The following is a 22,953-nucleotide window of genomic DNA, read 5'->3' as shown; positions in this document are numbered from 1 at the left end:
TCAATCACCATTATATTTTTTTGCACCTGACCTGCCAACGATCATGTATACCGGATTTTCCGGTTTGAACATTGTCTCGCCTGTCAGGGGTGCACCACGTGAAACAATTAAATGCAGTACCTCATCGAATAAGCCAAGTTCTTTCATCTTGTTTATTACATTTACGACTGTTTCGATCCTGACCGCATTGACAACTACACTACCTACCTTCTTCTCAGCCAGGACCTCCAGCACCCGGGAGATGTTCTTGGTGCCGCCGATAAAGGCGCAATCAATGCTACCCTTCGGCTGCTTTTCAAGTATCTCAGAGGATTCTCCTGAATGAATGGTCGCGTTATCAACATTGAAGGACTCAAAATTGCGTCTTGCAACTTCGATGGCCTCTTCCCTGGCGTCGATGGCATGTATCTCCAGGTTACGTACCATCCTGTTAGCTTCGATCGATACAGCTCCTGTACCACAACCTATGTCAAAGAAACTGCTCCCGTCACTTAAATCAAGTTTAGATAGGGATACTGCAATTATCTCGGGTTTTGTAGGTCCGCCACTTACACGCAAAAGTTCTGTCATGTTCCACCTTAACTAAGATAAATTTGAGTTATTGGAGTTAAGTAGATATAACTTGTCCCTCATAAAACTGTTGCATTATTGTACGATTTATACAGTTCTGATCTAAGGGTTGTTGTAAATGGCAAATGGCAAAAAAGCGAAGAAATTATTGGTTCTTGGTACCGCATCGGATGTCGGGAAAAGTATAATGGTCACCGGACTTTGCAGGATCCTTTCCAGAAAGTACAAGGTTGCACCTTTTAAGGCCCAGAACATGAGTCTGAACTCGTGGATAACAAAGGATGGGAAGGAGATCGGTATAGCCCAGGCAATACAGGCAAAGGCAGCTGGTGTGGAGCCAACGGCCGATATGAACCCTGTCCTGTTAAAACCCAAGGGTGATAGGACTTCACAGGTAATAGTTCTGGGAGAACCATATGCTGACAAATCCGCAGGCAACTATTACGATTCCATCGAAGAAATGCACGATGTGCTCAGGGGAGCCCTGGAAAGGCTCGAATCCGGGTACGAGCTGATTGTAATGGAAGGGGCAGGAGGGGCCGCGGAGATTAACCTCTATGATCGTGATATCGTAAACGTCGGAACCGCTCGAATCACTGATGCTCCCATCATCCTGGTGGGTGACATCGAGTCAGGAGGTGTTTTCGCAAGTCTTTACGGAACACAGGCCCTGCTACCCGAAGATGTAGGCTGCAATCTCAAAGGGTTTGTGATCAACAAATTCAGGGGCGATCCTGCGATACTTGAACCCGGTCTCAGACAACTTGAAGAACTGACTGGGGTGCCTGTACTTGGCGTGCTGCCTTACTATAACCTGAAGATCCCTTCCGAAGATTCCATGGCTATAAGGAAGAAGAAGAGGATGAAGGCGGATGAAGAGCACATCAATGACGTTGATATTGCTGTCATTCGTCTGCCAAGGATATCTAATTTCACTGATTTCGAACCTCTTGAGAGGATCGCTCATGTCAGGTATGTGGACCTTGACGATCACCTAGGAAATCCTGATTGTGTCATAATACCCGGTACCAAGAATACGGTAAGTGACCTGCTTGACCTGAAAGAGAGCGGTATGGATGCTCAGATACGCAAGCTCAAAGGAAAGGCGGTCGTCTTCGGCATTTGCGGCGGTTACCAGATGCTTGGCAAGGTGATCCATGACTCCGGAATAGAGAATGGTGTCGAAGCGGACTATGAAGGTCTTGGCTTGCTGGATATCGAGACATCCTTTGGTGAATACAAGAAAAAGACCGTCCAGGTCCGCAAAGATATTGTTGCTGGGGGTCCTATCTTCAGGCATATCAAAGGTGATGAGATATGGGGCTATGAGATCCACATGGGTGCTACAAAGACTCCCCGGACGGTTTTCGGTGATGATGGCAGCATCGATGAGAGTGGTACTGTAGTTGGCACATACCTGCATGGTCTCTTCGGGAATGAGAATATCAGGCATGCCCTTATGATATACCTGGCTGAGAAAAAGGGTGTGGAGTACCATCCCGAAGCCGTGACCACCGAGGAAGAAGCATATAATGAGCTTGCAGAGGTTGTTGAAAGCTGCCTGGATATGAAACGGATATATGAGATAATAGAGGAGCAGGCTTAACTTACTATCCTGTCTGCAGGAAATTGCTTACAGGCTCCTTTAATTATTTATTTTTCCTTTTTTTTCTTTTTGATCCATAAAAACAACCATTATTTTTCGCTTAAAGCCTATTGACCTATTCAGGTCTTCTTTTTTTTAGTTTGCATGGTTACACTGTATATAGCAGGCTACTTAAAAAAGCCATGGGAAATTAATTTATACTAGATTAGTTATTGTAGGCAATACTACAATATGTAACAATACTTAAAGGTGACATATAATGGATGAAAGAAGACCGGATGAAATGACATTGGATCTCATAGAACCTGAAATATCCGTGAAGGTACTGAAGGTGATCGGGCAGAAATCTTCCAGAAAAAGGATACTTGACATGGGACTGACTCCCGGTACAAGAGTTGAGGTCATACGCAGGGCCCCGCTTGGAGACCCGGTGGAGTTCAAACTTAAAGGTTATAATCTCTCTCTGCGGAAAAAAGAGGCCCGGACCATTCTTGTGGAAGCCCCTGAACAGGTGCCGGAGTAAATAATAGGAGAAGGTAGGAGAAGGGCAGCATCATGGCAGAAAAAATAATTGTAGCACTTGCAGGAAATCCCAATGTCGGTAAGACCTCTATATTCAATGCGATCACAGGGTCAAAACAGCATGTTGGTAACTGGCCCGGTGTCACAGTGGAAAAGAAGATGGGAAAAAGGGTCCACTCAGATGTTGAGATGGAGGTCGTGGACCTGCCGGGGACCTATAGCCTGACAGCCTATTCTCTGGATGAGATCGTAGCAAGGGACTTCATCATTGAGGAGAAACCTGATATTGTTGTCCAGGTGGTTGATGGTACAAATCTTGAAAGGAACCTGTACCTGACCACACAGCTTATGGAGCTGGGTGTAAAGCTTGTTATAGCATTAAATATGTCAGACCTTGTTCTTTCAAAGGGGGTTCACATCGATGAAGCGAAGATGCAGGAGTACCTTGAGGTCCCTGTTGTATCCACGATAGGCAGCACCGGGAACGGAATCCACGGACTTCTTGATACGATCATAGAACGATCTTCGGATAAAAGGGTGTATGGAAATACATTCGACTATGAGGAAGATATCGAGGTAAGGGCAGAAGAGCTTGAAATGATACTTGAGAAGGACCCTTACTTTGCACATTATCCGTCCCGCTGGTTCAGCCTGAAGTTGCTGGAGGGGGACGAAAATATATTAAGAAAAGCCCGGGGAAGTGAAAGCTACCCCAAAATAAAGAATGTACTGGACAATCTCGACCCTGACAGTTTTGAATCGAGGATAGCCGACCAGAGGTATGGCACCATACAATTCATGCTCAGACAGGTGTGTGATATCAATACGTCCCACCTGAGCGGTTCAGATATGGTGGACCGTGTGGTGACAAACAAGTATCTGGGAATACCCATCTTCCTGTCTTTGATGTGGGCGGCATTCGAGGTCACCTTCACCTTTGCCACGCCCTTCATGAACATGATAGATATCTTTTTTGCATGGCTTGGGGAAGTTACTGTCAGCCTGATCAGCACAGACTGGCTTTCCTCTCTTATAGGGGAAGGCATTATTGCAGGTGTGGGTTCTGTTCTGATATTCCTTCCCAACATTCTCCTGCTCTTCTTCATGCTTTCCATTATGGAGGACAGCGGATACATCTCAAGGGCGGCATTCATAATGGACCGGGTGATGAGCAGAATCGGCCTGCATGGAAAATCCTTCATACCTCTTATCATGGGATTCGGATGCAACGTGCCTGCCATCATGGCCACACGTACCATTGAGGACAGCAGGGACAGGTTGATCACGATACTTGTCACTCCGTTCATATCGTGCGGCGCAAGGCTTCCTGTATATGTACTGCTGGCAGGCGCGTTCTTTGGCAGAGATGCAGGTGTGGTGATATTCAGCCTCTATGCCCTGGGAATACTTGTTGCGTTGCTGAGTGCAAAGCTTATGAGGGGCACAGTGCTGAGGGGTGAGGATGCACCTTTTATTATGGAGCTTCCCGAATATCGGATACCCACACTCAGGAGTGGCATTATCCACATGTGGGAAAGGGGGAAGATATACCTCAAAAAAGCCGGAGGCATCATACTTTTGGGTGTTGTCGGTGTGTGGCTGCTCGCATCCATTCCTGTGCCGGGAAGTGGTGGACAGTTCGCTTCAGGGGATATCTATGGCACTACCAGTTCCCTGCTGGGGGCCATCGGTATGCTGATAGAGCCTCTTGTCGCACCACTTGGATTTGACTGGAGGATTGCAGTGGCATTGCTTTTCGGTGTTGTTGCAAAGGAGATCGTTGTAGGTTCTATGGGAGTGCTTTACGGTGCGGGAACCAATGAAGAGAACCTGGCCGGGATACTTGCAGCAGGTGCAATGAGTCCTCTTGTCGGGCTTGGACTTATGGTATTTGTCCTGCTGTACGTCCCATGCTTTGCATGTATAGGCGTAATCAAAAGAGAGACCGGTTCCTGGAAATGGACACTGTTCCAGCTGTTCTATGGTACCGGACTTGCATGGGGACTTGCGTTCCTTGTTTACCAGACCGGTAGCAGGATAGGTTTGCTGTCCTGATGTCTGACAAAGGAGGTAAATTATAATGAATTATTCATATCAAAAGAAAGAAGCTTTGTTTGCAGCACTTGCAGGGGTGCTGTATGTCATTTCCGGAACCCTGCACATAGTAGAAGGCCTTGGGGCGGATACAGGATTTGCAGCTTTGCTGTTCGTTCAGGCGGACATACTTGGAGGTTTCTGCCTTGCGGTAATAGGCATGGTTTTTCTGTATGGTCTCCTTGAAATGAGAAGAGGCATAAAAGCCGGCATGTCCTTCGCTTATGTGGGGATTTTACTGTCTATCATTTTTATGGCTGTATATCTCCTGATAATGGGGGGTAACCTGCTTGATTCCTTTATTGTACCCGGGGATTACGAAGGGTGGAACATTATGGAGAGCCTCAGGCCGGGTATCTATCTGGGTCTTCTTTCACTTATGGCTGCATTCTCTTGGAAGGGCCGTTTCTCTTCCAACGGGATATCGGTCAGGGAGGAAGTATAATGGTCATCGGTTACAATTTCTTTTTAAGAAGGATATCCACCATGCTGGATTCAAAGGAGAAACTTACTGTGGGGACTATGGCAGAAAAGCTCAACCTGAGACAAAATGAGTTCAGGGACCTATTAAGCATAATGGAACGAAAAGGGGATCTTGAGCAGATTAAAGAAGAAGTTGCCATGTGCGGCGGGAAGTGTTCGGGGTGCTCTGATCTGTGCACAGGTACTAAAACTTTCCTTTCACTGGCGAGTATGCGATCCTACCGGCTCACAGAAAAAGGGAGAAGTGCCTGTGGCAGGGTTTCATGAAAAGGCATACTTTTTCACCTTGCGGAATTCTCAGTCTTGTTTTGTGAAGTGCTTAGTCACTGTGTCTGTTCATTATAATTTATGACGCAGGGATTGGGGGGCCATATGTTTATATAGGGTTGATACCTTTTATATCATTATTGTACAATAATATACATCAATGATTCAGAAGGTGCTTGGATGAAGGCATATATCAAGAAAGTAAGTGAAGGGCAGAACCTGACAATAAAGGAAGCTGAGGATGCTATAACAAAGATCTTCACGGAAGCAACGGATGCACAGATCGCCGGTCTGCTTATAGCCTTGAAAATGAAAGGCGAAACTTCTGACGAGATAGCAGGTTTTGCTATCGGCATGAAAAAGGCAGCTAACCTGATATATCCCGATTTAGAGGAAGCACTGGTCGATGTGGTGGGAACGGGTGCTGACAGGCACAATACGATCAATGTTTCAACAGCTTCCTCAATCATCATTGCAGCAGCAGGTGTGGCTGTTGCGAAACATGGGAACCGTTCTATCACTTCCCTTTCAGGAAGTGCCGATGTACTAAAAGAGCTTGGCATAAAAGTTGATAAATCACCTGAGGAAGTACAAAGAACGATCGAAACCACTGGTATCGGATTCATGTTTGCTCCTGTATTCCATCCTTCAATGAAGAGGGTTGCAGCTATAAGGCAGGAGATGGGTACGCGGACCGTATTCAACATACTCGGGCCGCTTACAAACCCTGCAAATGCTAAAGTGCAACTTGTAGGGGTCTTTGATAAGAAACTGTGCAAACCTCTTGCCGAGGTCATGCAGAAGATGGGGGTAGAAAGAGCAATGGTAGTCCACGGGGATGGCATGGATGAGATCTCCAGCATCTCGGAGACCTGTGTCGCAGAACTTAAGGACGGCAGGATCAGGACTTACACCCTTGACCCGGAAGAACTTGGCATTAAGAGGGCAAAGGCAACGGATATAGTTGGTGGTACCCCAAAAGAGAATGCAAAGGATATCCTCTATGTGCTCAGGGGCGAGAAAGGTCCGAAGAGAGATATAATAGTTATCAACTCCGCTGCAGTCCTGTACCTTGCAGGCAAGGTTAGTTCCATTAAAGAAGCCATTCCTGTAGTAGAGGAAATAATCGACAGTGGGAAGGCAATGGAGAAACTCATGGAGTTTAGCGATGACAAAGGCATCTGTGAGGCAATAAATGAAACATCTGCCAAAAGTGAAGATATGCGGTATGAAATGTGCTGAAGACATAAAAATGGCTGTGAACTGCGGTGCTGATGCTGTTGGTTTCATTACTGAGGTGCCAGTGGATTCTTCAAGGAAAATAGATGTGCGGACAGCAGCCGGACTTGTAAATAAAGTACCACTTTTCGTTGACTCGGTGCTTGTCATCATGCCATCTGACGGGTGCGAAGCACTTCGGTTAATAGAGAAAGCAGAACCTGATGTAGTCCAGTTACACAACGATATTGACGTTGAGGACATGGGGCTCATAAGGGACAATACCAGCAAGAGTATAATTAAAACTTTCACTATACCTTTGGGTACATCGGTCATAGCGAAGGAAATGATCTCACAGATGGATAAGTTGGTTGAAAACGATCTGGTAGACGGTATCCTGCTGGACACCGGCAAGGCCGGGATGAGCGGGGGAACAGGACTTACCCACAACTGGTCATTGAGCAGGGATATAATAGAAAGTATGGATATGCCGGTAATACTTGCAGGCGGGCTCAATCCGGAAAACGTCAGGAGTGCAGTTGAAAAGGTCCGGCCGTTCGGAGTTGATACGGCATCCGGGGTCGAAACCGGTGGAAAAAAGGATCCTGCTAAGGTTTGCAGGTTTGTAAGAGAAGCAAGGTGTATTAATGGTTAATTTCGATCTTAATAAAGAAGAGTTCATATCCCTGGTCAGGGGAGCACAAAAACCTGCCATTGTACAGCTGATGGCAAAGGTTGAGAATATCTGCAGTCCCCTTCAGCTGTACGCGACCCTGCAAAACGCAGGTCATTCGTACCTGCTTGAGTCAGTAGAAAAGGAAAAGAAACATGCAAGGTACTCATTTGCAGGTTCTGATCCTGAGATAGTCGTATCAATCAAAGACAGGTTCCTGACAATAGAATGTCAGCAGAACTCTGAGCTCACGAGGTACATCTACGGGAAGGTAAAGGCTATGGGCGAGACCGAGTCACTCATAGGCGGGAAAATAAGGGTGGAAGTTGAAAAGGGAAAGGATGCCCTCGATGCGTTCCGTGCTATTTTCCCTACAAGCAATGAGACGGTTCTTCTGAACCGGAAACGTTTTGACAGGCAGACCTTCCTTGGAGGAGCAATAGGATATAACAGCTACGATTTTGTATATGATTCATGGTTGGGCATGAAAAAAAAACAAGATGCAGAAGTCCCTGACATGCACTTTGCCATCATGACAAAGACCTTTGTATTTGATCACGTAACCAATGAAACATACATGGTCATAACACCGTTTGTAACGGATGAAAGTGACCTTGATGCTGTCTATGAACATGCTTATGCAGATGCCCGGCTGATGGAACGCTCCCTGAACATGGCATCTGTTATAGGAATCAGTGAAGGCACACTGGGAAATGTACGATCGGAGGAGCCTGTACCCAATACAGACCAGGAAACGTTTGAAAAAGGGGTACTGGCTGCAAAACAGCATATCATTGACGGGGATATCTTCCAGGTCGTCATATCCAGAAGATATACTGTTAAGATGGGCCAGACACCCCTGCAGCTCTATATAAGGTTGAGGAACATCAACCCGAGTCCTTACATGTACATATTCAATTTCAGGGACATCGGTATCGTGGGTGCCAGTCCTGAGACTCTGATGACCGTCTACGATAAGAGAGTCATGACCAATCCCATTGCAGGTACCTGTCCCCGGGGCAAGGATGATGAAGAGGACAGGGAATTTGCAGTGAAAATGCTCAACGATGAGAAAGAGTGTGCAGAACATGTCATGCTAGTAGATCTCGGGCGCAATGATGTGAGGATGGTTGCAAAGGGCGGAACAGTCAAGGTCGATGACTTGATGAGTGTCATCAAATATTCCCATGTACAACATATCGAAAGTACTGTCAGTGGGGATATGCGGGATGAATGTGATCAGTTCGATGCAACAAGGGCCATCTTCCCCGCAGGGACGCTTTCCGGAGCTCCCAAGATAAGAGCCATGGAGATTATAGATGATCTTGAGCCGGGATCGCGGGGGATATATGGAGGAGGCGTAGGTTACTATTCCTGGAACGGAGATGCCGATTTTGCCATAGTCATCAGGACTGTGCTCATAAAAGACAATACTGCATACGTTCAGGCAGGTGCAGGTATTGTTGCAGACTCCGATCCGGCTTATGAATTCGAGGAGACCGAAAGGAAAATGGCTGCAATGATCAAAGCTATAGGGGGCAAATAATGAAGGTACTGTTCATTAACAACAAGGATTCCTTCGTATGGAACCTGGTAGACTATGTCTCCATGTTCGAACCGGACACGCTCGTGGTCTCTAACACGATCTCTCTTGAGGAGGTCAGGTCAATTTCCCCGGATGCCATCATAATCTCGCCAGGTCCCGGCACTCCCCACAAAGTCCGGGACATAGGCACATGCATTGATATTATCAGAGAATTCGGACCTGATGTCCCTGTACTTGGGGTATGCCTCGGGCACCAGGCAGTAAATACGGCATTTGGCGGCAGCATCGGACATGCAAAGAGCGGTCCTGTCCATGGGAAGACATCTGAGATAACTCATAGTACATCACCACTTTTCAATGGAGTGCCGGATACCTTCAAAGGGGGGCGTTATCATTCCCTTGAAATAAAAGAACTTGCAGATGGCATGAGAGTTACAGCAAGAACTGAAGACGATATAATCATGGCAGTAGAGCATGGGGAACACCCGGTTTACGGACTCCAGTTCCATCCGGAATCGATACTCACCGGTGAAGGCCTGATGATCATCGAGAACTTCCTGAAAATTGCAGGCATGCATAAGAATTAAGCACTTGAAGTCCTTTTGAGAGTTATGCTTGTGGGAATCACCGGGACTCCCGGCACAGGAAAGACTGCTGTAACAAGGCTGCTGGAAAGGAAACGGCAATATCACATAATTCACCTCAATGAGCTCATCAGGAAAGAGGGGCTTTACTCAGAAGTCGATCAGGAGAGGGACTGTGTTGTTGCCGACATGGATGTTGTGGAAAAAAGGGTAAAGGAGCTGATCAGTAACAGTTATCCCGTAACCTTGCTGGACAGTCACCTTTCTCATTATATTGCTGATAATGTCATTGTACTGAGAACGAATCCCTATACGCTTAGGGAAAGACTTGCAAAGAGGGGCTATTCTGTGGAGAAGATAGAGGAGAATCTGGATGCTGAAGCACTGGATGTTATCCTTGTCGAATCCGTGGAGTGGTGTGAAAGAGTCTTTGAGATCGATACTACGGATATGTCGGTTGAAGAAACCGTCGCAATTGTGGATGATATAGTAGAAGGACTTCTCAAGGACGGGGAGCAAGAAATGCACTTGCGATACAAACCTGGTTCTGTTGACTGGAGTGAAGCGTTCTTCGATTGATCCGGAAATAATCGGTTCTAAGATAACCTCAATCCTGCAGGATATCAGGATGTGTGGGAATTGTGAAGGTAAACGTACTACCTTTACCATATTCGCTTTCTACCTGAATATCTCCATTGTGCATGGATACATATTCCCTGACAAGCATGAGCCCAAGTCCTGTGCCTCCCTGCCTGCGGGTAGAAGAACCGTCAACCTGCACGAAAGGATCGAATATTCTCTCCCTGTCCTTCTCCAGTATGCCGATGCCGTTGTCAGTAATTGATACCTGTATATTGCTTCCTATGTTCCTGATTATGATAACTACTTCCCCATTTGCAGGAGTGAATTTCAGGGAATTCTCAAGGAGGTTGTAGATGATAGCCTTGATCTTGCCTTTATCCGCGGTAATTTCATGGGTGCCATCCATATCAACGTTGACGATGATGTTCTTAATAGCAGCCATTGGTCTTGTTTCCTGTATGACCCCTTCAATTGTCGGATGTATGTGGAATTTCTCGAAACGAAGGTCCATACCTCCCGATTCTATCCTGGAGATGTCCAGCATTTTACATATGATCTTCAAAAGTAGTTTCCCACTATGGTTTACGAGAGTGAGGTACTTCTTCTGCTTTTGATCCAGGTTATCTGACATGTCGGAGAGAATGATGTCCGTAAAACCGATGATTGAACTTAGCGGAGTTCTGAGTTCGTGATTTACATTTGCCAGCAATTCATTCTTATAGCGATTAGCTTCTTCAGCAGCTAACCTTGCACGCAACATCTGTTCATCTGCTTCCCTGCGGTCACCTATATCCTCGACCACAGCAAGGAAATAATTCTTTTTCTCTTCAGGGGAATTGATCAGGGATACGGTAACATTCACCCACATTAAGCTCCCGTTCTTGTGCAGATATCTTTTCTCAACGGAATAACTATTTACTTTTCCCTGAAATATCCTTTCTACAAGCTCCAGCTCCTCAGGCAGGTCTTCCGGATATGTGATGTCTTTGAAGTTGATGCTCATCAGTTCTTCGATAGGATAACCTGTAATATTGGAGAAACGCTGGTTAACACGGACAAGGTCTCCTTCCATGGTTGCCTGGCACATCCCTACCGCAGCCTGCTCAAATGTGGCACGGAACCTTTCTTCACTTTCGTTTATCCTGAAGTCTGCCATCTTGCGTTCGGTAATGTCCATGGTGAATCCATCGATTACCAAATCATCATTTACCTTGCTTATTTTTGCATTCATAAGAAGCCATAAATGCTTACCATCCCTGCGATGAGCCTCATATTCGAAATTCTCGACATGCCCGTTTTTGTTTAGCTGATCAATGAATTCCTTACGTCTTTCAGGATCGGCATAAAGTTGCTTTCCAATATCCGTGAAATACTTTATTGCCTCTTCAGGGGAATCACATCCAACGATCCTGGCCATCTCCTGATTTACACTGAGGGTTCTTCCTCCGGAACTGGTACTGAATATCCCCACTGGCACGTTGTCATATATTTGCTTGATCCTGGCTTCACTTTCCTCGATTGCATACCGTGATTCTTTGCGGACGATCTGCCGCTTAAGAAGGGTTCCAAGCAGGACTGTCCCTATCGGATATACTACCATTACCGGGATAGTGATATTCCTTAAGACTTCGACAGCTGTCTCCAGTGGTAGTGTGAACATCAGGAGGAGCATAGAAGCATGCACCACGATTCCGAATACGTAGAGCTCCATCTTCCCAAGAAGCCCTTTAAGTCTTTGATGATGGCGGCGCCATAATAGTCCAAGAACTGCAGAAGATACAATGACAGAGATACCTGTCAATACTCCGGGTCCACCTGTGTAAATACGGAAAAGAGAGCTTATAAGTGTGGCAATGATCACAGGAATAAAACCAAAGAAAAGCCCGGTGATGCTAAGCAGAATGGACCTGCTGTCAAAAACAATGCCTGGTGAAAGTTCCCAGGAATTGAACATAAGGGCAATGCCAATAATACCTATAAGTGATCCTGTAACGACCTTGTTCAAATGAGTGTTGTGACTCATTTTGTCGGAAAATGAATCATACAGTAGTCCCAGTGCAAGGAGGAGGGCTGCATTGTTGATTATGCCGATAAGTGCTTCGTTATTCATTCAGTCCCCGATCTAAGCAAAAAGAACTTTTTTGTTGGTACTGTCATACTTTCTCATTTCCAAACAATCTGTGCAGGTTATTTGCTTAAGGTTTTCATATTTTATAATATGTATTTATATTATCTTATTATGTATTTAATTACAGTTACTCGCGTGATCAGGAATTGTTCTATATATATATATATATATATAATTATATTTTATAAAAGTATGTAAGTATTATACACACTGCTCAGTATTCACGATCGTTCGAAAAGAAGTTTTCAGATTTCATTATCTAACTAACCGGGGCTGATCAAAAGAAAAAATCCGGAGTAGATATTATAATTGATCTTCTTTACCGGTAGAAAAAAATATATCTTGTAGAGCACAATGTATGAATATCGGCAAACATGGGTTCAATTGCTAGTAAATAACTTCAAAATTAAATAAATGACAGGATTACATCATGCGCTTTTTAAACTGTCTTCCTGTATTCCACAGCCGATGTAAGGAACATCACAAGACCCAGAGCTGCGCTATATTCACTATCGATAAAATATGCCTGCGAAAATAACGCAAGTGTCAGGGAAATACCTACAAGTAACTTCAATACCGGTAAATTGCGTTTTGATAACATTTTGACGGATGTGAACAATGCTGCAACCGAAATAAAGATCAATCCAAGTGAATGATCGTTCGAATTAACAAAATAATCTATTGTACCGACTGATATTCCTAGAAGGAACAGCGTAATTCCAGCTACATTTAACATATCAATATTTTTTGTCAGCATATATTAACCAACCCGATTTGTTATTAAATTATAATACAAAATTATTAGGGGGTTAACAAATAAAATATTTTCGGCACAAACATCATTTTCGTTTGTGACATATTAACAAAGGAAGATAATGTGGCAACATCATCTATTTTTGAGCCAAGCAAAAACTAGATAAGGCTACCAGTGAACATTGCATATCAACAGGTTCTACCTTGCAGGCTGCCGAGGTGACAGAGTGGTTAATGTGACCGCCTGCAGAGCGGTTTTCCGGGAGTTCGAATCTTCCCCTCGGCATTATTTTTATTAGTATTTTCAAGAAATGGATATGGAGATGTCCGATGGTACTCAGGGTTTACAACACTTTAACAAGGCAGATGGAGGATTTTGTCCCTCTGCATGACATGAAGGTAAACATGTATGTCTGCGGTCCCACTGTGTATGACCACTGTCATCTGGGGCATGCCAGGAGTTACATTTCATTTGATGTTATCAGACGCTATCTCGGTTACAGGAAATATGATGTCAGATACGTTTCGAATATAACCGACGTGGATGACAAGATTATAAACAGGGCAAGGGAAATCGGGGTAGATCCATTTGAGCTTTCATCAAGATTCGCCCTCTCCTTTATTGAAGATATGGACCGGCTCAATGTAGTAAGACCTGATATACAACCCCTGGTAACCGACCATATACCTGAAATAATCGGGATGATAGAAGGGCTGATAGACAGGGGACTTGCCTATCCGACACAAGTGGGTAATGTCTACTATGATCTGACAAGCTCCCTTGGTCGTGTGGGGATACTGAGCCACCAGACCGTCGAAGGCCTGCTGGAAGGCTCGGGAAGCCGTGTGGAGGTGGAGGAGGATAAGAATTACAGGCTGGATTTCGTGCTATGGAAGTCCTCTTCCCCGGACGAGCCGGGCTGGGAGAGTCCATGGGGCAGGGGGCGGCCCGGGTGGCATATCGAGTGTTCGGTAATGTCCAGGAAATACGGCTCGCAACAGCTGGATATCCATGGAGGGGGAGTGGATCTGATCTTCCCTCATCATGAAGCGGAGATCCTGCAGTCCGAAGGTTACACCGGTCTGCAACCGTTCAGCAAGTACTGGATGCATAATGGTTTCCTTACCATCGACCAGGAGAAGATGTCAAAGTCCCTGGGCAATTTTTTTACCATTAAGCAGGTGCTCGAAGAGTTCCCGCCTGAAGTTATCAGGTTCTTCATACTGAACACTCACTACCGCAATACAATAGATTTCAGTGAGAAACACCTTGAAGAGGCTGGCAGGGCCTATGAAAGGATTGCAAACACGATTGTCAATTTGAAATTCGCTCTGAAAGAAGCGCCTGATAAAGACAGTGATCACGGCCTCTCAGAACAGGTACGTCAGGCCAGAGATTCGTTCATAACTTCCATGGACGAGGACTTCAATACAAGAGAAGCCCTTGCAAATCTTTTCGTGTTTGCACGCAGGGTCAATGCCATCATATCTGCAAATGGCCCTGATAAAAAATCTCTCAGGAAAGTACTTGATTTTTTCTCGGAGATAGACGAAGTACTTGGGGTTTTCCGGAAGGAAATGGCCGTCGGGGAGAAAATAGCAGAGGGACCATCAGATGAAGAAATAGAGGAACTGATACACCAGCGGGAAAAATCCCGCAAGGCTAAGGACTGGGCAAGGGCAGATGCCATCCGGGACGAGCTTCAGGACAAGGGTATTTTCATTGAGGACGGGAAGGAAGGTGTCAGGTGGAGGCGGACATGAGATTATATTTAAAGCTGAAACAACTGTCGATTTACTTTACATTGATCAAAGGCGATAGACTATGGCTGTGATCTGCCAGGTCGATGCCTTCACAGACAGACCCTTTTCAGGAAACCCGGCAGGAGTGTGTGTTCTTGAAGAACCTGCGGATGAGAAATGGATGCAGGAAGTCGCAAGGGAAATGTCACTGCCGGAAACCGCTTTTTTGTACCCGGAAGATGATGCTTACAATCTGCGCTGGTTCGCACCTGATGCCGAAGTTGCCCTTTGCGGACATGCCACTCTTGCAAGCGCCCATATACTGTGGGAAAAAGGATATCTTGGAAAGGGTGAGACTGCCAGTTTCTTTACTATAAGCGGTGTGCTCACGGCTGAATTCAATGATGGCTGGATCGAGCTTGATCTGCCTGTTCTCCCGGAAGAGGAAACCGTTGCGCCTGAAGGGTTGATCGAGGCGCTGGGGATAGAAGCAAAATACATTGGCAGGAATGCTTTTGATTATATTATCGAGATAGAGTCTGAAAAGGAATTAAGGTCCATTGAGCCAGACCTGTCCATGCTTGCAAAGGTCACTGAGAGAGGTGTGATCGTGACATCCATGTCCTGTTCCGGGGAATATGATTTTGTATCCCGGCTCTTTGCTCCTGCAATAGGTATCCCCGAAGATCAGGTGACCGGCTCGGCACATTGCTGTCTTGGCCCATACTGGATGCAGAGGCTTGGTAAGGATAATTTTAATGCATATCAGGCATCCCGCAGGGGAGGGTACCTAAAAGTACAGGTCAAAGGCGAGAGGGTACGGCTTTTTGGAAAAGCTGTTACTGTACTTGAAGGGAATATGCTTGTTTGAATAATCGAAACTGAATTCTTTATATATTTATGGGTTTGGGGTATTTAGGCAATAATTATGGCAACAATTATATGTGCATATGTACAAATATACATATTAAATGAGCAAGGACAAAGCCAGCTTCTTCAAAGCCCTTGGGGACAGGACCCGACTGACGATTGTAGGATGTCTTTTGAAGCATGATCACTGCGCCTGCGATTTTTCCGCGATTGCAGGAAAGGATCAGACTACCATATCCCGGCACCTGAAGGTACTTGTCGAGGCCGGAATCCTGCAGTATGAGAAAGACGGCAGATATGTAATATACAGTATAAAGGATGATATGATGAAAGAAACACTTGAGAGATGCGGGGTAGAAAAGGTAGACTCGTGCTGTCCGGGAAGCACAATGGATGCGAATACGAAGAAAGATGTTGTGAAGAAGAACTACGGCAAGATCGCATTGGGGGTTGTGCAGGGATGCGGATGCTGCGGAGACCTTACACGTGAACATGTAGCAAGCTCTATAGGATATTCACCTGAAGATACACAATCATTCCCCGAAGCGAACCTCGGGCTCGGGTGCGGGAACCCGACGGCACTTGGAGAGATAAAAGAAGGCGACACTGTTCTCGACCTGGGTTCAGGGGCCGGGTTCGACAGTTTCCTGGCTGCAAAAAAAGTAGGTGATGCCGGGAAGGTAATTGGCGTGGACATGACCGGGGACATGATCGCAAGGGCCAGAAAAAATGCCAAGGAATACGGGTATGGGAATGTGGAGTTCAGGCAGGGGGATATAGAGGACCTGCCGGTTGAAACAGATTCCATTGATGTCATCATAAGTAATTGTGTCATAAATCTCGCACCTGACAAATCCGGAGTATTCAAGGAAGCATATCGTGTACTCATGGATGATGGGAGGATGTACATTTCTGATATTGTCCTGTTGAAGGAGCTGACAGAAGAGGAAAAAAACAATGAGGAACTTATATGTGCATGTGTCGGGGGTGCATTATTGAAAGATGATTATCTTCGGATAATAAAAGATGCGGGTTTCCAAGTTAGGATCATTGATGAGGACAAGGATATCAGTAAAAGGCAGTATTCGGACTATCCGCTGGAAAGTCTTAAACTCGAACTGCGAAAGAAATGATGCCAGCAGGAGTGATGTCATGACAAAAAAGTTTTCGCCTCTGAAGAGAAGAAGCTTCATATCTAGTCAATATCAGTCTTGGATATCTGCTTTAATCTTTCCACACCGTGGATCTCTTCTATGACATCCGCAACAGCAGGATGTACCAAGGTCTTCCAGTCCTCCTCGGCGATCATCCTCTTACGTATCTCCCTGCCGGAATATCCGTTGTTCCGGTAATACATGGGAGGTTGCCTGACCTCTATCCCGACTTCTTTGAACAGCTGGATGACAAGAGGGTTATTCGAATATACTGTATCAAAAGGCGGGGTCATGGAAATAATATGTGATACCCATACGGCGTTTCTCTGAAGATCTTCAATGGGTATTGCATAATGGGCGATATCGGCATCCTCGAGGGCATGCCTTATCATCATTACACGTTCACCGGCAGTAAAAGGATTCTTTGGTTCATGGCTTTTCTGTGCACTGCCAATGCCGATTACCAGTTCATCCACATCCTGGGCAATACTTTTAATGATTGAGTAATGCCCGAGATGGAATGGTTGAAAGCGTCCTATATAGAACGCTCTTCTCATGTACATATGTGATAACCATCAGTAAATGGTGACAACCATCAGTGAATGCCACATTCATCGAATGTGAACTTCTCACACACTTCTAGATAGTGTTCTGCGTTGTTATCGTGTTTCATTTTTGTAAGTTTCTTTATAAGATCTATGCCTGGTTTCGGATCTTCCATGATCTCGACCTTATCCTTGACAAGCTCGAATACCTCTTTGCCTACATCCGTACGTATGAGCACAGAGTTCCATCCGTCGGGGGTACCGACCGATCCAAGCGAGATATCTGCAAACACTGATGTATAGTCACAGCAGTGATGGCACGGGTTCCTTGCATGGTGGGCAATTTCGGGAATCTTCACACTGTGGGCTTCACCATCTTTTGTGTAGTTCCAGAATTTACCTTTGCCAAAGTCCATCTTGACGACATCCTCAAGTTTAAGTCCCATTATCTCAGGAACGATCTTCTCGGTCATAACGTCATGGTAGAAACTTTCCATGCACAGCAGTCCAATGATCACGACTATCTTATCGCTTGCGTTCTCGAAAATAAGGCGTGCACCATGTGCCTGGCAGGGAACACCGATAACACCTATTTTATCGTATTTCTCAAATGGTTCTTTAAGGGCTGAAAGGACAGAGTCATAGGTATATTTGGTACCTGTTGTCTTGTCAACATCTTCCGGCTCGGTCATAAGAATAAGCTCGGTACCCCATTCATCATTCCTGGTAATACCAACAATACAATCCACCGTGCCAGACTCTAGCAGAGCCTTTGCCAGTATAGATGTGACACCGCCATCCTGGCCTTCAATATTGCTCTTTGCTCCAAAGAATTCCTTCACATTTGTAAATTCATCTTCCACATATCCGTCGATCACAGGGCAAAGTCTTCCGCATGTGAGACATCCTTCACATACATCAGGTGCTGCTCCTTTAACGTACAAATCTAAATTCTCAGGGTCACGGATCTCTGCACGCTTGTTCATGACAATAGCGCCGGCAGGGCATGTTGATACACATGCCCCGCAAGCAGTACAGATGTCGTGTTCAATGACCTCTAATATTTTTGGATGGGCCATTAATTGCCTCCGACTATCATTTTTTGTTTATCCGATTATCTCTTTACCGATGAGCTTGATCGCCTTCTCTTTGTTTGGCCCGATCGGGGATCCTGCAACAATCTGTGTTACGCCGATGTCAAGCAGGTCATTGATCCTTGCCTTACAGTCATCAGGTGTTCCGTAGATCGAGAATGCATCCATCATGTCATTTGTGACCATACCGCCCATGAGTGAACCGAAGTCTCCCTTTGCGATAGCTCCGCCGATATCACCTTTCACTGATGCATCAATGCCGTGGCGCTCAAGTACCATGTCAGGGGAGCCTGCGACGATAAATGCCACTACTACCTTTGCTGCATTTGCTGCCTTTACCGGGTCCTTGTCGATTGAGAAACATGCGTATGCTGCAACGTCAACTTCCTTTGGGTCGCGTCCTGCCTTCTTTGCACCAGATGCGATCTGCTGCACAGCTACTTCGAAGTCCTTGGGATGTGATGCGTTGATAAGTACACCGTCTGCTACTTCTCCTGAGAGTTCAAGCATTTTAGGACCCTGTGCACCCATGTATATAGGTACATCACCGGTCTTGAATGCCATCTTTGCACCGCTGAACTTTACCATTGAACCATCCTGGTTAACCTTATCTCCGGCAAGGAAACCACGAATAGCTGAAATGCTTTCCTTTGTTGTTGTCAGTGGTTTGTCCCATGAGATGCCCATTGCATCAAAGGTTGCCTTGTCTCCGGGGCCGAGACCGAGAATTGCACGGCCGCCTGATATCTCGTTGACGGCACCAATGCTTGATGCTGTAACAGCTGCATTCCTTGTGTAAGGATTTGTGACGCCTGTTCCGAGCTTGATACTGTTTGTGTTCATTGCAAGCACGGTTAAAGTTGAATATACATCACGGTTGTTATAGTGGTCTGTGATCCATACATTGTCAAAACCCTGCTGTTCGGCAAGTTTTGCATAGTGAGCTATTTTCAAAACGGGGTCGCTTGGTACAAATTCAATTCCAAATGTCATTTGAATCCTCCTCTAAAGTGTGTTCCTATTCAGGTATCTATACATATTTAAAAGTTTGTTGGTTTGATCTTTCAGGAAAAATTTACTACCGATACAGCTATATTTACTGAAATGTAAGATATTAACTAGTAAATTTAAATGGGGGTGTATTCCAGAGATCCGTGAATCGGGATATAATCAGTAGCAGTTAATTTCATAATTAGGTCTGTTCCGTGAAATATATAGATGAATGAAATTAATAACGAAGTGATAGTAATGAAATGTTATGAATGTTCTAAAAATGGAAAAGATAGTGATACTGTAGCTATATGCATCGTCTGCGGAAGAGGAGTGTGCAGGGATCATCTGGTCAGGGAGGATACCCCCGTCTGGGAAGGGGAGTATGGTATAAAATTAAAGTGCGGCATGGGAGTAGAATGCAAATATGAGGATGTACAGCATATGAAGAAAGTTCTCTGTATACCCTGCCATGAAGCTCTGAAGGAGAACTACTAGGTGATACCATGATGAAATGCTATGATTGTATGGAAGACGGAAAAGAAACTGAAGCAGCATGCGTGTGTATAGTTTGCGGCAAGGGTCTTTGCGTAGACCATTCAAAGGAGTTTGAGCTGCCGGTATCTGTAGGAAAACCTCCTCATGTTGAAAGGCTTCCAAAGGGACTTCCGAGGCTCATGTGCCAGTATTGTCTGGACCGGACCATAGTAGACGGATTTGACTGATCACTGGATTTAAAGGAGATAGAATTATGTGCGGAGAAAATAAAGGAAAAGGTTGCGGGCACAGAGAGATAATCGACGATATGTCAGATAAACTGGGTTTCACACCTCAGATACTGGAAACACTCGGGGAGCTTGAGCCGGAGTTTTTGAAGAAGTATAATATGTGCAACAACAAGATACTCAAAGACGGAGCACTTCCGGCCAAAACAAAGATCCTGATGGCTCTTGCGGTTGTTGCATCAAAGCAGTGTGAACGTTGTGTTGCATCACAGATGAAGAGCGCTCTGAAGAATGGTGCAACAAAGGATGAGATTATGGAAACCATGGATGTTATCTTCATAACATCCGGTGCTCCGGCAGTTGCAGCATGTAGGGATGCACTGAAATTGTTAAAATGATCTGAGAAAAGAAAAGGGGATTCCAGTCCCCTTATATTACTATCCTTTGTCTTTACCCGAGAATATCTGTCAGCCGGTAAATGCATTGGGATACCGATCTGTTTCAGGGTACAAAAGGGGGCTGTATGAAACACGTATCAATCTTTATACTGATCGCAGTGATCATGCTACTGCTTGGATGTGCCAATGCAGCAGAACCAACAGCATCCGGGGAGCTATCATCTTCTGACTTCACCGGTACCGACAGATGCATTCAGTGCCATGCTATTATTCACTCACAATGGGATGGAACAATGCATTCAAATGCCTATACCGATCCTTTCTATCTTAAGGAATTCGAGACTGCAAGTCAGGATACGGACGGCTTGATTGACTCTTTTTGCTCCCGCTGCCATACGCCAATAGGTGTGGTCTCAGGCGAGATTCCTCCTGCCGATGGCTCCCGGTTGAGCGGTATCGCAAAAGATGGAGTGCAGTGTGACTTCTGCCATACAGTATCAGGCAGTAATGGCACAGGCAACGCGCCTTTCATAGTCACCCCCGGAGACACTAAATGGGGTCCTTTTAATGATTCCAGATCTGCATATCATGACTCTGAATACCTTGATCTGCATACAAAGTCCGAGTTCTGCGGTATGTGTCATGAGGTTTCACACCCTGTTAACGGACTGCTGATCGATGACACATATCCCGTATGGAAGAACAGCACCTATGCACAGGAAGGCGTGACCTGTCAGGACTGTCATATGACACCAGGCATAACCGAATTCGAGGCAAATCCCGGGAGGTCCGGGTCGGGTGCCCCGAAAAGGGATCATATCTCCCTGCACAGTACAGTGGGAGGGAATGCGTTTGTTACGGGGATCCTCGGAGCCGATGATGTAAAGAAGATGGCTATTGAGAGGCTTGAAAAGGCTGCAACGCTTGATATGAGTTCCCCGGAAACGGCACATACAGGTGAGGATGTTACGGTTGAGGTCTCTATAACAAACTCCGGTGCCGGTCACAATATACCCACAGGTGTTTCTGAGATCCGGCAGATCTGGCTTGAAGTAAGAGTCACTGATGCCGGAGGCCGCGAAATATATAATGCGGGAAGAACAGACAATAAAGGAGGCATTATCTCTGCACTTAAAATCTATAACAATGTGCTCGGAGACGATCAGGGTGATCCCACATTGAGTTTCTGGCTTGCCGACAGGGTCCTTTCTGATAACAGGATAGGGCCGAAAGAAACCGTAAGTGAAGAGCACACATTCTTCATGCCTGAGAACACAGTGTATCCCGTAACGGTTGATGCAATCCTGAAGTATCGTTCGGCTCCGCAGGAACTGATCGATCATCTCTTCGGGGAAGGTGTTCATGAGGTTCCTGTTATTGATATGGCGGAGATCTCAAATGTCATCTACGACCCGGGTTCGCCACCTGGATCCAGAACCGAATCCCGGTCTTCCCCCGGTTTTACTATTTTTATAGCAGTTGCATTATTGTTGATTATATATGTACTTAAAAACAATAAGAAAGGAGGATAAAATATGCCACCAAAAGTAGACTTGAACAAATGTGAAGGAATTGGCGCATGTGCCGAATCGTGTCCGACCGATGTAATAGATATTGAAGAAAATGAGGCAGGGGAACTGAAGTCCGTCATTGCACGACCTGATGATTGTGTTGAATGCGGAAACTGTGTGGATGCCTGTCCCACAGAATCCATAACCCTGGACTAAAGATTAAATGAGGAGTGCCAGCATGTCAGACGATCAAGGTATCCGTTTGCTGGGAATATCAGGCAGCCCACGAAAAAAGGCTACGGATTACATAGTCAATGATGCCCTTCAGTATGCAAATGATAAATTCGGGGCGGAAACCGAATACTTTTCTGCCAGCGGAAAAAACATGAAGTTCTGCATCCACTGCGATTACTGTGTGCGCACCAAAAAAGGGTGTATACACAAGGATGACCTTGTAGAACTATATGACAGGATGATATGGGCGGATGCCTGGATAATCGGCACTCCGGTATATCAGGGTACACTCAGTGCCCAGACAAAGACGATACTGGACAGGTGCCGTGCGGTCGTCGCACGTGATCCCAAGGTATTCCTTAATAAAGTAGGTGCTGCTGCTGCCGTGGGTGGCGATCGGGTCGGTGGTCAGGAACCCGCTATACAGGATATACATGCATTTTATATCATCAATGAAATGATACCTGTGGGAGGAGGGTCATTCGGCTCCAACTTCGGAGGAACTTTCTGGTCCCGGGATAAGGGTGCGGAAGGGGTGGCTGAAGATCCGGAAGGTATAAGGAGTCTTCACAGGACAATGAAGAAACTAATGGAGACTGCACAATTGCTGAAAAATATACAACAGGGGTGAGTATCCTGAAGTTTGAGAGTGGGGTAACTCAA

Annotated in this window: 25 protein-coding genes and 1 tRNA gene; 20 read left to right on the top strand and 6 right to left on the bottom strand. The window is 45.6% G+C overall.

The annotated features are described in order from the left end of the window. Positions 1 to 570 (bottom strand): precorrin-6Y C5,15-methyltransferase (decarboxylating) subunit CbiT, encoded by a 570-nt coding sequence (gene cbiT / locus CUN85_RS02720; protein ID WP_135388737.1) that lies wholly within the window; start codon positions 568 to 570, stop codon positions 1 to 3. Positions 571 to 688: 118 nt separating this feature from the next. Here cbiT and CUN85_RS02715 point away from each other — a divergent pair, with 118 nt between their 5' ends. The 10 genes from CUN85_RS02715 to CUN85_RS02670 all read left to right on the top strand — a co-directional run bounded on the left by CUN85_RS02715 (position 689) and on the right by CUN85_RS02670 (position 10,142). Next, a complete protein-coding gene (locus tag CUN85_RS02715) occupies positions 689 to 2,176 on the top strand; it encodes a cobyric acid synthase (RefSeq protein ID WP_135388735.1) in 1,488 nt (495 codons plus the stop codon). A 259-nt stretch (positions 2,177 to 2,435) separates the two neighbouring features. After that, complete coding sequence (locus tag CUN85_RS02710) at positions 2,436 to 2,699, top strand: FeoA family protein (protein WP_167848767.1); 264 nt, start codon at positions 2,436 to 2,438, stop codon at positions 2,697 to 2,699. Positions 2,700 to 2,731: 32 nt separating this feature from the next. Further along, on the top strand, positions 2,732 to 4,753 hold the full coding sequence (gene feoB / locus CUN85_RS02705) for a ferrous iron transport protein B (RefSeq protein WP_135388733.1): 2,022 nt from the start codon (positions 2,732 to 2,734) through the stop codon (positions 4,751 to 4,753). Between the two features lie 25 nt (positions 4,754 to 4,778). Then, positions 4,779 to 5,237, top strand: a complete 459-nt coding sequence (locus tag CUN85_RS02700; protein WP_135388731.1) for a hypothetical protein — start codon at positions 4,779 to 4,781, stop codon at positions 5,235 to 5,237. Beyond that, complete coding sequence (locus CUN85_RS02695; protein WP_135388729.1) at positions 5,237 to 5,542, top strand: FeoC-like transcriptional regulator; 306 nt, start codon at positions 5,237 to 5,239, stop codon at positions 5,540 to 5,542. The genes CUN85_RS02700 and CUN85_RS02695 overlap by 1 nt, the downstream gene beginning before the upstream one ends. A gap of 180 nt (positions 5,543 to 5,722) precedes the next feature. Then, positions 5,723 to 6,784, top strand: a complete 1,062-nt coding sequence (gene trpD, locus CUN85_RS02690) for an anthranilate phosphoribosyltransferase (RefSeq protein ID WP_135388727.1) — start codon at positions 5,723 to 5,725, stop codon at positions 6,782 to 6,784. Then, positions 6,738 to 7,415: a phosphoribosylanthranilate isomerase gene (locus tag CUN85_RS02685; protein ID WP_135388725.1), complete on the top strand. Its 678-nt coding sequence runs from the start codon at positions 6,738 to 6,740 to the stop codon at positions 7,413 to 7,415. The genes trpD and CUN85_RS02685 overlap by 47 nt, the downstream gene beginning before the upstream one ends. Next, positions 7,408 to 8,979: an anthranilate synthase component I gene (gene trpE / locus CUN85_RS02680; RefSeq protein ID WP_135388723.1), complete on the top strand. Its 1,572-nt coding sequence runs from the start codon at positions 7,408 to 7,410 to the stop codon at positions 8,977 to 8,979. The genes CUN85_RS02685 and trpE overlap by 8 nt, the downstream gene beginning before the upstream one ends. Further along, positions 8,979 to 9,566, top strand: a complete 588-nt coding sequence (locus CUN85_RS02675; RefSeq protein WP_135388721.1) for an anthranilate synthase component II — start codon at positions 8,979 to 8,981, stop codon at positions 9,564 to 9,566. The genes trpE and CUN85_RS02675 overlap by 1 nt, the downstream gene beginning before the upstream one ends. Positions 9,567 to 9,590: 24 nt before the next feature. Continuing rightward, the gene (locus CUN85_RS02670) at positions 9,591 to 10,142 is read left to right on the top strand and encodes an adenylate kinase family protein (RefSeq protein ID WP_135388896.1); all 552 of its coding nucleotides are present in this window, start codon (positions 9,591 to 9,593) and stop codon (positions 10,140 to 10,142) included. Positions 10,143 to 10,170: 28 nt separating this feature from the next. On the opposite strand, the gene CUN85_RS02665 is transcribed toward CUN85_RS02670, so the two are convergent. Next, entirely contained in the window at positions 10,171 to 12,255 is a 2,085-nt protein-coding gene (locus CUN85_RS02665; RefSeq protein WP_135388719.1) for a PAS domain S-box protein, read from the bottom strand. Positions 12,256 to 12,712: 457 nt separating this feature from the next. Continuing rightward, positions 12,713 to 13,009 (bottom strand): hypothetical protein, encoded by a 297-nt coding sequence (locus CUN85_RS02660; protein WP_135388717.1) that lies wholly within the window; start codon positions 13,007 to 13,009, stop codon positions 12,713 to 12,715. Between the two features lie 230 nt (positions 13,010 to 13,239). Here CUN85_RS02660 and CUN85_RS02655 point away from each other — a divergent pair. The 4 genes from CUN85_RS02655 (at position 13,240) to arsM (ending at position 16,772) form a co-directional block, all read left to right on the top strand. Further along, positions 13,240 to 13,312 (top strand) — tRNA-Cys (locus CUN85_RS02655). Between the two features lie 44 nt (positions 13,313 to 13,356). Continuing rightward, entirely contained in the window at positions 13,357 to 14,790 is a 1,434-nt protein-coding gene (gene cysS / locus CUN85_RS02650) for a cysteine--tRNA ligase (protein ID WP_135388715.1), read from the top strand. A gap of 61 nt (positions 14,791 to 14,851) precedes the next feature. Further along, complete coding sequence (locus CUN85_RS02645; protein ID WP_135388713.1) at positions 14,852 to 15,640, top strand: PhzF family phenazine biosynthesis protein; 789 nt, start codon at positions 14,852 to 14,854, stop codon at positions 15,638 to 15,640. A gap of 100 nt (positions 15,641 to 15,740) precedes the next feature. Further along, a complete protein-coding gene (arsM, locus tag CUN85_RS02640) occupies positions 15,741 to 16,772 on the top strand; it encodes an arsenite methyltransferase (RefSeq protein ID WP_135388711.1) in 1,032 nt (343 codons plus the stop codon). A 62-nt stretch (positions 16,773 to 16,834) separates the two neighbouring features. Here arsM and CUN85_RS02635 read toward each other — a convergent pair whose 3' ends face one another. From CUN85_RS02635 to mer, 3 genes are read right to left on the bottom strand one after another with little or no spacing between them, the layout of a single operon-like run. Further along, on the bottom strand, positions 16,835 to 17,356 hold the full coding sequence (locus tag CUN85_RS02635; protein ID WP_135388709.1) for a nicotinamide-nucleotide adenylyltransferase: 522 nt from the start codon (positions 17,354 to 17,356) through the stop codon (positions 16,835 to 16,837). Positions 17,357 to 17,388: 32 nt separating this feature from the next. Further along, positions 17,389 to 18,417 (bottom strand): F420H2 dehydrogenase subunit FpoF, encoded by a 1,029-nt coding sequence (gene fpoF, locus CUN85_RS02630; RefSeq protein ID WP_135388707.1) that lies wholly within the window; start codon positions 18,415 to 18,417, stop codon positions 17,389 to 17,391. Positions 18,418 to 18,444: 27 nt separating this feature from the next. Further along, entirely contained in the window at positions 18,445 to 19,425 is a 981-nt protein-coding gene (gene mer / locus CUN85_RS02625; RefSeq protein WP_135388705.1) for a 5,10-methylenetetrahydromethanopterin reductase, read from the bottom strand. Positions 19,426 to 19,680: 255 nt separating this feature from the next. Between mer and CUN85_RS02620 the strand changes: the two genes are divergently transcribed. The 6 genes from CUN85_RS02620 (at position 19,681) to CUN85_RS02595 (ending at position 22,921) form a co-directional block, all read left to right on the top strand. After that, positions 19,681 to 19,920 (top strand): DUF2180 family protein, encoded by a 240-nt coding sequence (locus CUN85_RS02620; RefSeq protein ID WP_135388895.1) that lies wholly within the window; start codon positions 19,681 to 19,683, stop codon positions 19,918 to 19,920. Between the two features lie 8 nt (positions 19,921 to 19,928). Then, positions 19,929 to 20,147: a DUF2180 family protein gene (locus tag CUN85_RS02615; RefSeq protein WP_135388703.1), complete on the top strand. Its 219-nt coding sequence runs from the start codon at positions 19,929 to 19,931 to the stop codon at positions 20,145 to 20,147. 26 nt (positions 20,148 to 20,173) lie between these two features. Beyond that, positions 20,174 to 20,545, top strand: a complete 372-nt coding sequence (locus CUN85_RS02610; RefSeq protein WP_135388701.1) for a carboxymuconolactone decarboxylase family protein — start codon at positions 20,174 to 20,176, stop codon at positions 20,543 to 20,545. Between the two features lie 125 nt (positions 20,546 to 20,670). After that, positions 20,671 to 22,077 carry a multiheme c-type cytochrome gene (locus tag CUN85_RS02605; protein ID WP_235856160.1) on the top strand — a complete coding sequence of 469 codons (1,407 nt, stop codon included), beginning with the start codon at positions 20,671 to 20,673 and terminating at the stop codon, positions 22,075 to 22,077. A gap of 3 nt (positions 22,078 to 22,080) precedes the next feature. Beyond that, complete coding sequence (locus CUN85_RS02600; protein WP_135388699.1) at positions 22,081 to 22,272, top strand: 4Fe-4S dicluster domain-containing protein; 192 nt, start codon at positions 22,081 to 22,083, stop codon at positions 22,270 to 22,272. A 22-nt stretch (positions 22,273 to 22,294) separates the two neighbouring features. After that, complete coding sequence (locus tag CUN85_RS02595) at positions 22,295 to 22,921, top strand: flavodoxin family protein (protein ID WP_135388697.1); 627 nt, start codon at positions 22,295 to 22,297, stop codon at positions 22,919 to 22,921. Positions 22,922 to 22,953 lie beyond the last annotated feature (32 nt).

The organism is Methanolobus halotolerans, from assembly GCF_004745425.1.
GTDB lineage: Archaea > Halobacteriota > Methanosarcinia > Methanosarcinales > Methanosarcinaceae > Methanolobus > Methanolobus halotolerans.
This window is presented reverse-complemented; position numbering and strand designations above follow the sequence as displayed.

What these genes read in the sequence shown, in the direction of transcription:
- cbiT (WP_135388737.1), bottom strand. Translation starts at nt 570, where the DNA reads ATGACAGAACTTTTGCGTGTAAGTGGCGGACCTACAAAACCCGAGATA.
- CUN85_RS02715 (WP_135388735.1), top strand. Translation starts at nt 689, where the DNA reads ATGGCAAATGGCAAAAAAGCGAAGAAATTATTGGTTCTTGGTACCGCA.
- CUN85_RS02710 (WP_167848767.1), top strand. Translation starts at nt 2,436, where the DNA reads ATGGATGAAAGAAGACCGGATGAAATGACATTGGATCTCATAGAACCT.
- feoB (WP_135388733.1), top strand. Translation starts at nt 2,732, where the DNA reads ATGGCAGAAAAAATAATTGTAGCACTTGCAGGAAATCCCAATGTCGGT.
- CUN85_RS02700 (WP_135388731.1), top strand. Translation starts at nt 4,779, where the DNA reads ATGAATTATTCATATCAAAAGAAAGAAGCTTTGTTTGCAGCACTTGCA.
- CUN85_RS02695 (WP_135388729.1), top strand. Translation starts at nt 5,237, where the DNA reads ATGGTCATCGGTTACAATTTCTTTTTAAGAAGGATATCCACCATGCTG.
- trpD (WP_135388727.1), top strand. Translation starts at nt 5,723, where the DNA reads ATGAAGGCATATATCAAGAAAGTAAGTGAAGGGCAGAACCTGACAATA.
- CUN85_RS02685 (WP_135388725.1), top strand. Translation starts at nt 6,738, where the DNA reads ATGAAACATCTGCCAAAAGTGAAGATATGCGGTATGAAATGTGCTGAA.
- trpE (WP_135388723.1), top strand. Translation starts at nt 7,408, where the DNA reads ATGGTTAATTTCGATCTTAATAAAGAAGAGTTCATATCCCTGGTCAGG.
- CUN85_RS02675 (WP_135388721.1), top strand. Translation starts at nt 8,979, where the DNA reads ATGAAGGTACTGTTCATTAACAACAAGGATTCCTTCGTATGGAACCTG.
- CUN85_RS02670 (WP_135388896.1), top strand. Translation starts at nt 9,591, where the DNA reads ATGCTTGTGGGAATCACCGGGACTCCCGGCACAGGAAAGACTGCTGTA.
- CUN85_RS02665 (WP_135388719.1), bottom strand. Translation starts at nt 12,255, where the DNA reads ATGAATAACGAAGCACTTATCGGCATAATCAACAATGCAGCCCTCCTC.
- CUN85_RS02660 (WP_135388717.1), bottom strand. Translation starts at nt 13,009, where the DNA reads ATGTTAAATGTAGCTGGAATTACGCTGTTCCTTCTAGGAATATCAGTC.
- cysS (WP_135388715.1), top strand. Translation starts at nt 13,357, where the DNA reads ATGGTACTCAGGGTTTACAACACTTTAACAAGGCAGATGGAGGATTTT.
- CUN85_RS02645 (WP_135388713.1), top strand. Translation starts at nt 14,852, where the DNA reads ATGGCTGTGATCTGCCAGGTCGATGCCTTCACAGACAGACCCTTTTCA.
- arsM (WP_135388711.1), top strand. Translation starts at nt 15,741, where the DNA reads ATGAGCAAGGACAAAGCCAGCTTCTTCAAAGCCCTTGGGGACAGGACC.
- CUN85_RS02635 (WP_135388709.1), bottom strand. Translation starts at nt 17,356, where the DNA reads ATGTACATGAGAAGAGCGTTCTATATAGGACGCTTTCAACCATTCCAT.
- fpoF (WP_135388707.1), bottom strand. Translation starts at nt 18,417, where the DNA reads ATGGCCCATCCAAAAATATTAGAGGTCATTGAACACGACATCTGTACT.
- mer (WP_135388705.1), bottom strand. Translation starts at nt 19,425, where the DNA reads ATGACATTTGGAATTGAATTTGTACCAAGCGACCCCGTTTTGAAAATA.
- CUN85_RS02620 (WP_135388895.1), top strand. Translation starts at nt 19,681, where the DNA reads ATGAAATGTTATGAATGTTCTAAAAATGGAAAAGATAGTGATACTGTA.
- CUN85_RS02615 (WP_135388703.1), top strand. Translation starts at nt 19,929, where the DNA reads ATGATGAAATGCTATGATTGTATGGAAGACGGAAAAGAAACTGAAGCA.
- CUN85_RS02610 (WP_135388701.1), top strand. Translation starts at nt 20,174, where the DNA reads ATGTGCGGAGAAAATAAAGGAAAAGGTTGCGGGCACAGAGAGATAATC.
- CUN85_RS02605 (WP_235856160.1), top strand. Translation starts at nt 20,671, where the DNA reads ATGAAACACGTATCAATCTTTATACTGATCGCAGTGATCATGCTACTG.
- CUN85_RS02600 (WP_135388699.1), top strand. Translation starts at nt 22,081, where the DNA reads ATGCCACCAAAAGTAGACTTGAACAAATGTGAAGGAATTGGCGCATGT.
- CUN85_RS02595 (WP_135388697.1), top strand. Translation starts at nt 22,295, where the DNA reads ATGTCAGACGATCAAGGTATCCGTTTGCTGGGAATATCAGGCAGCCCA.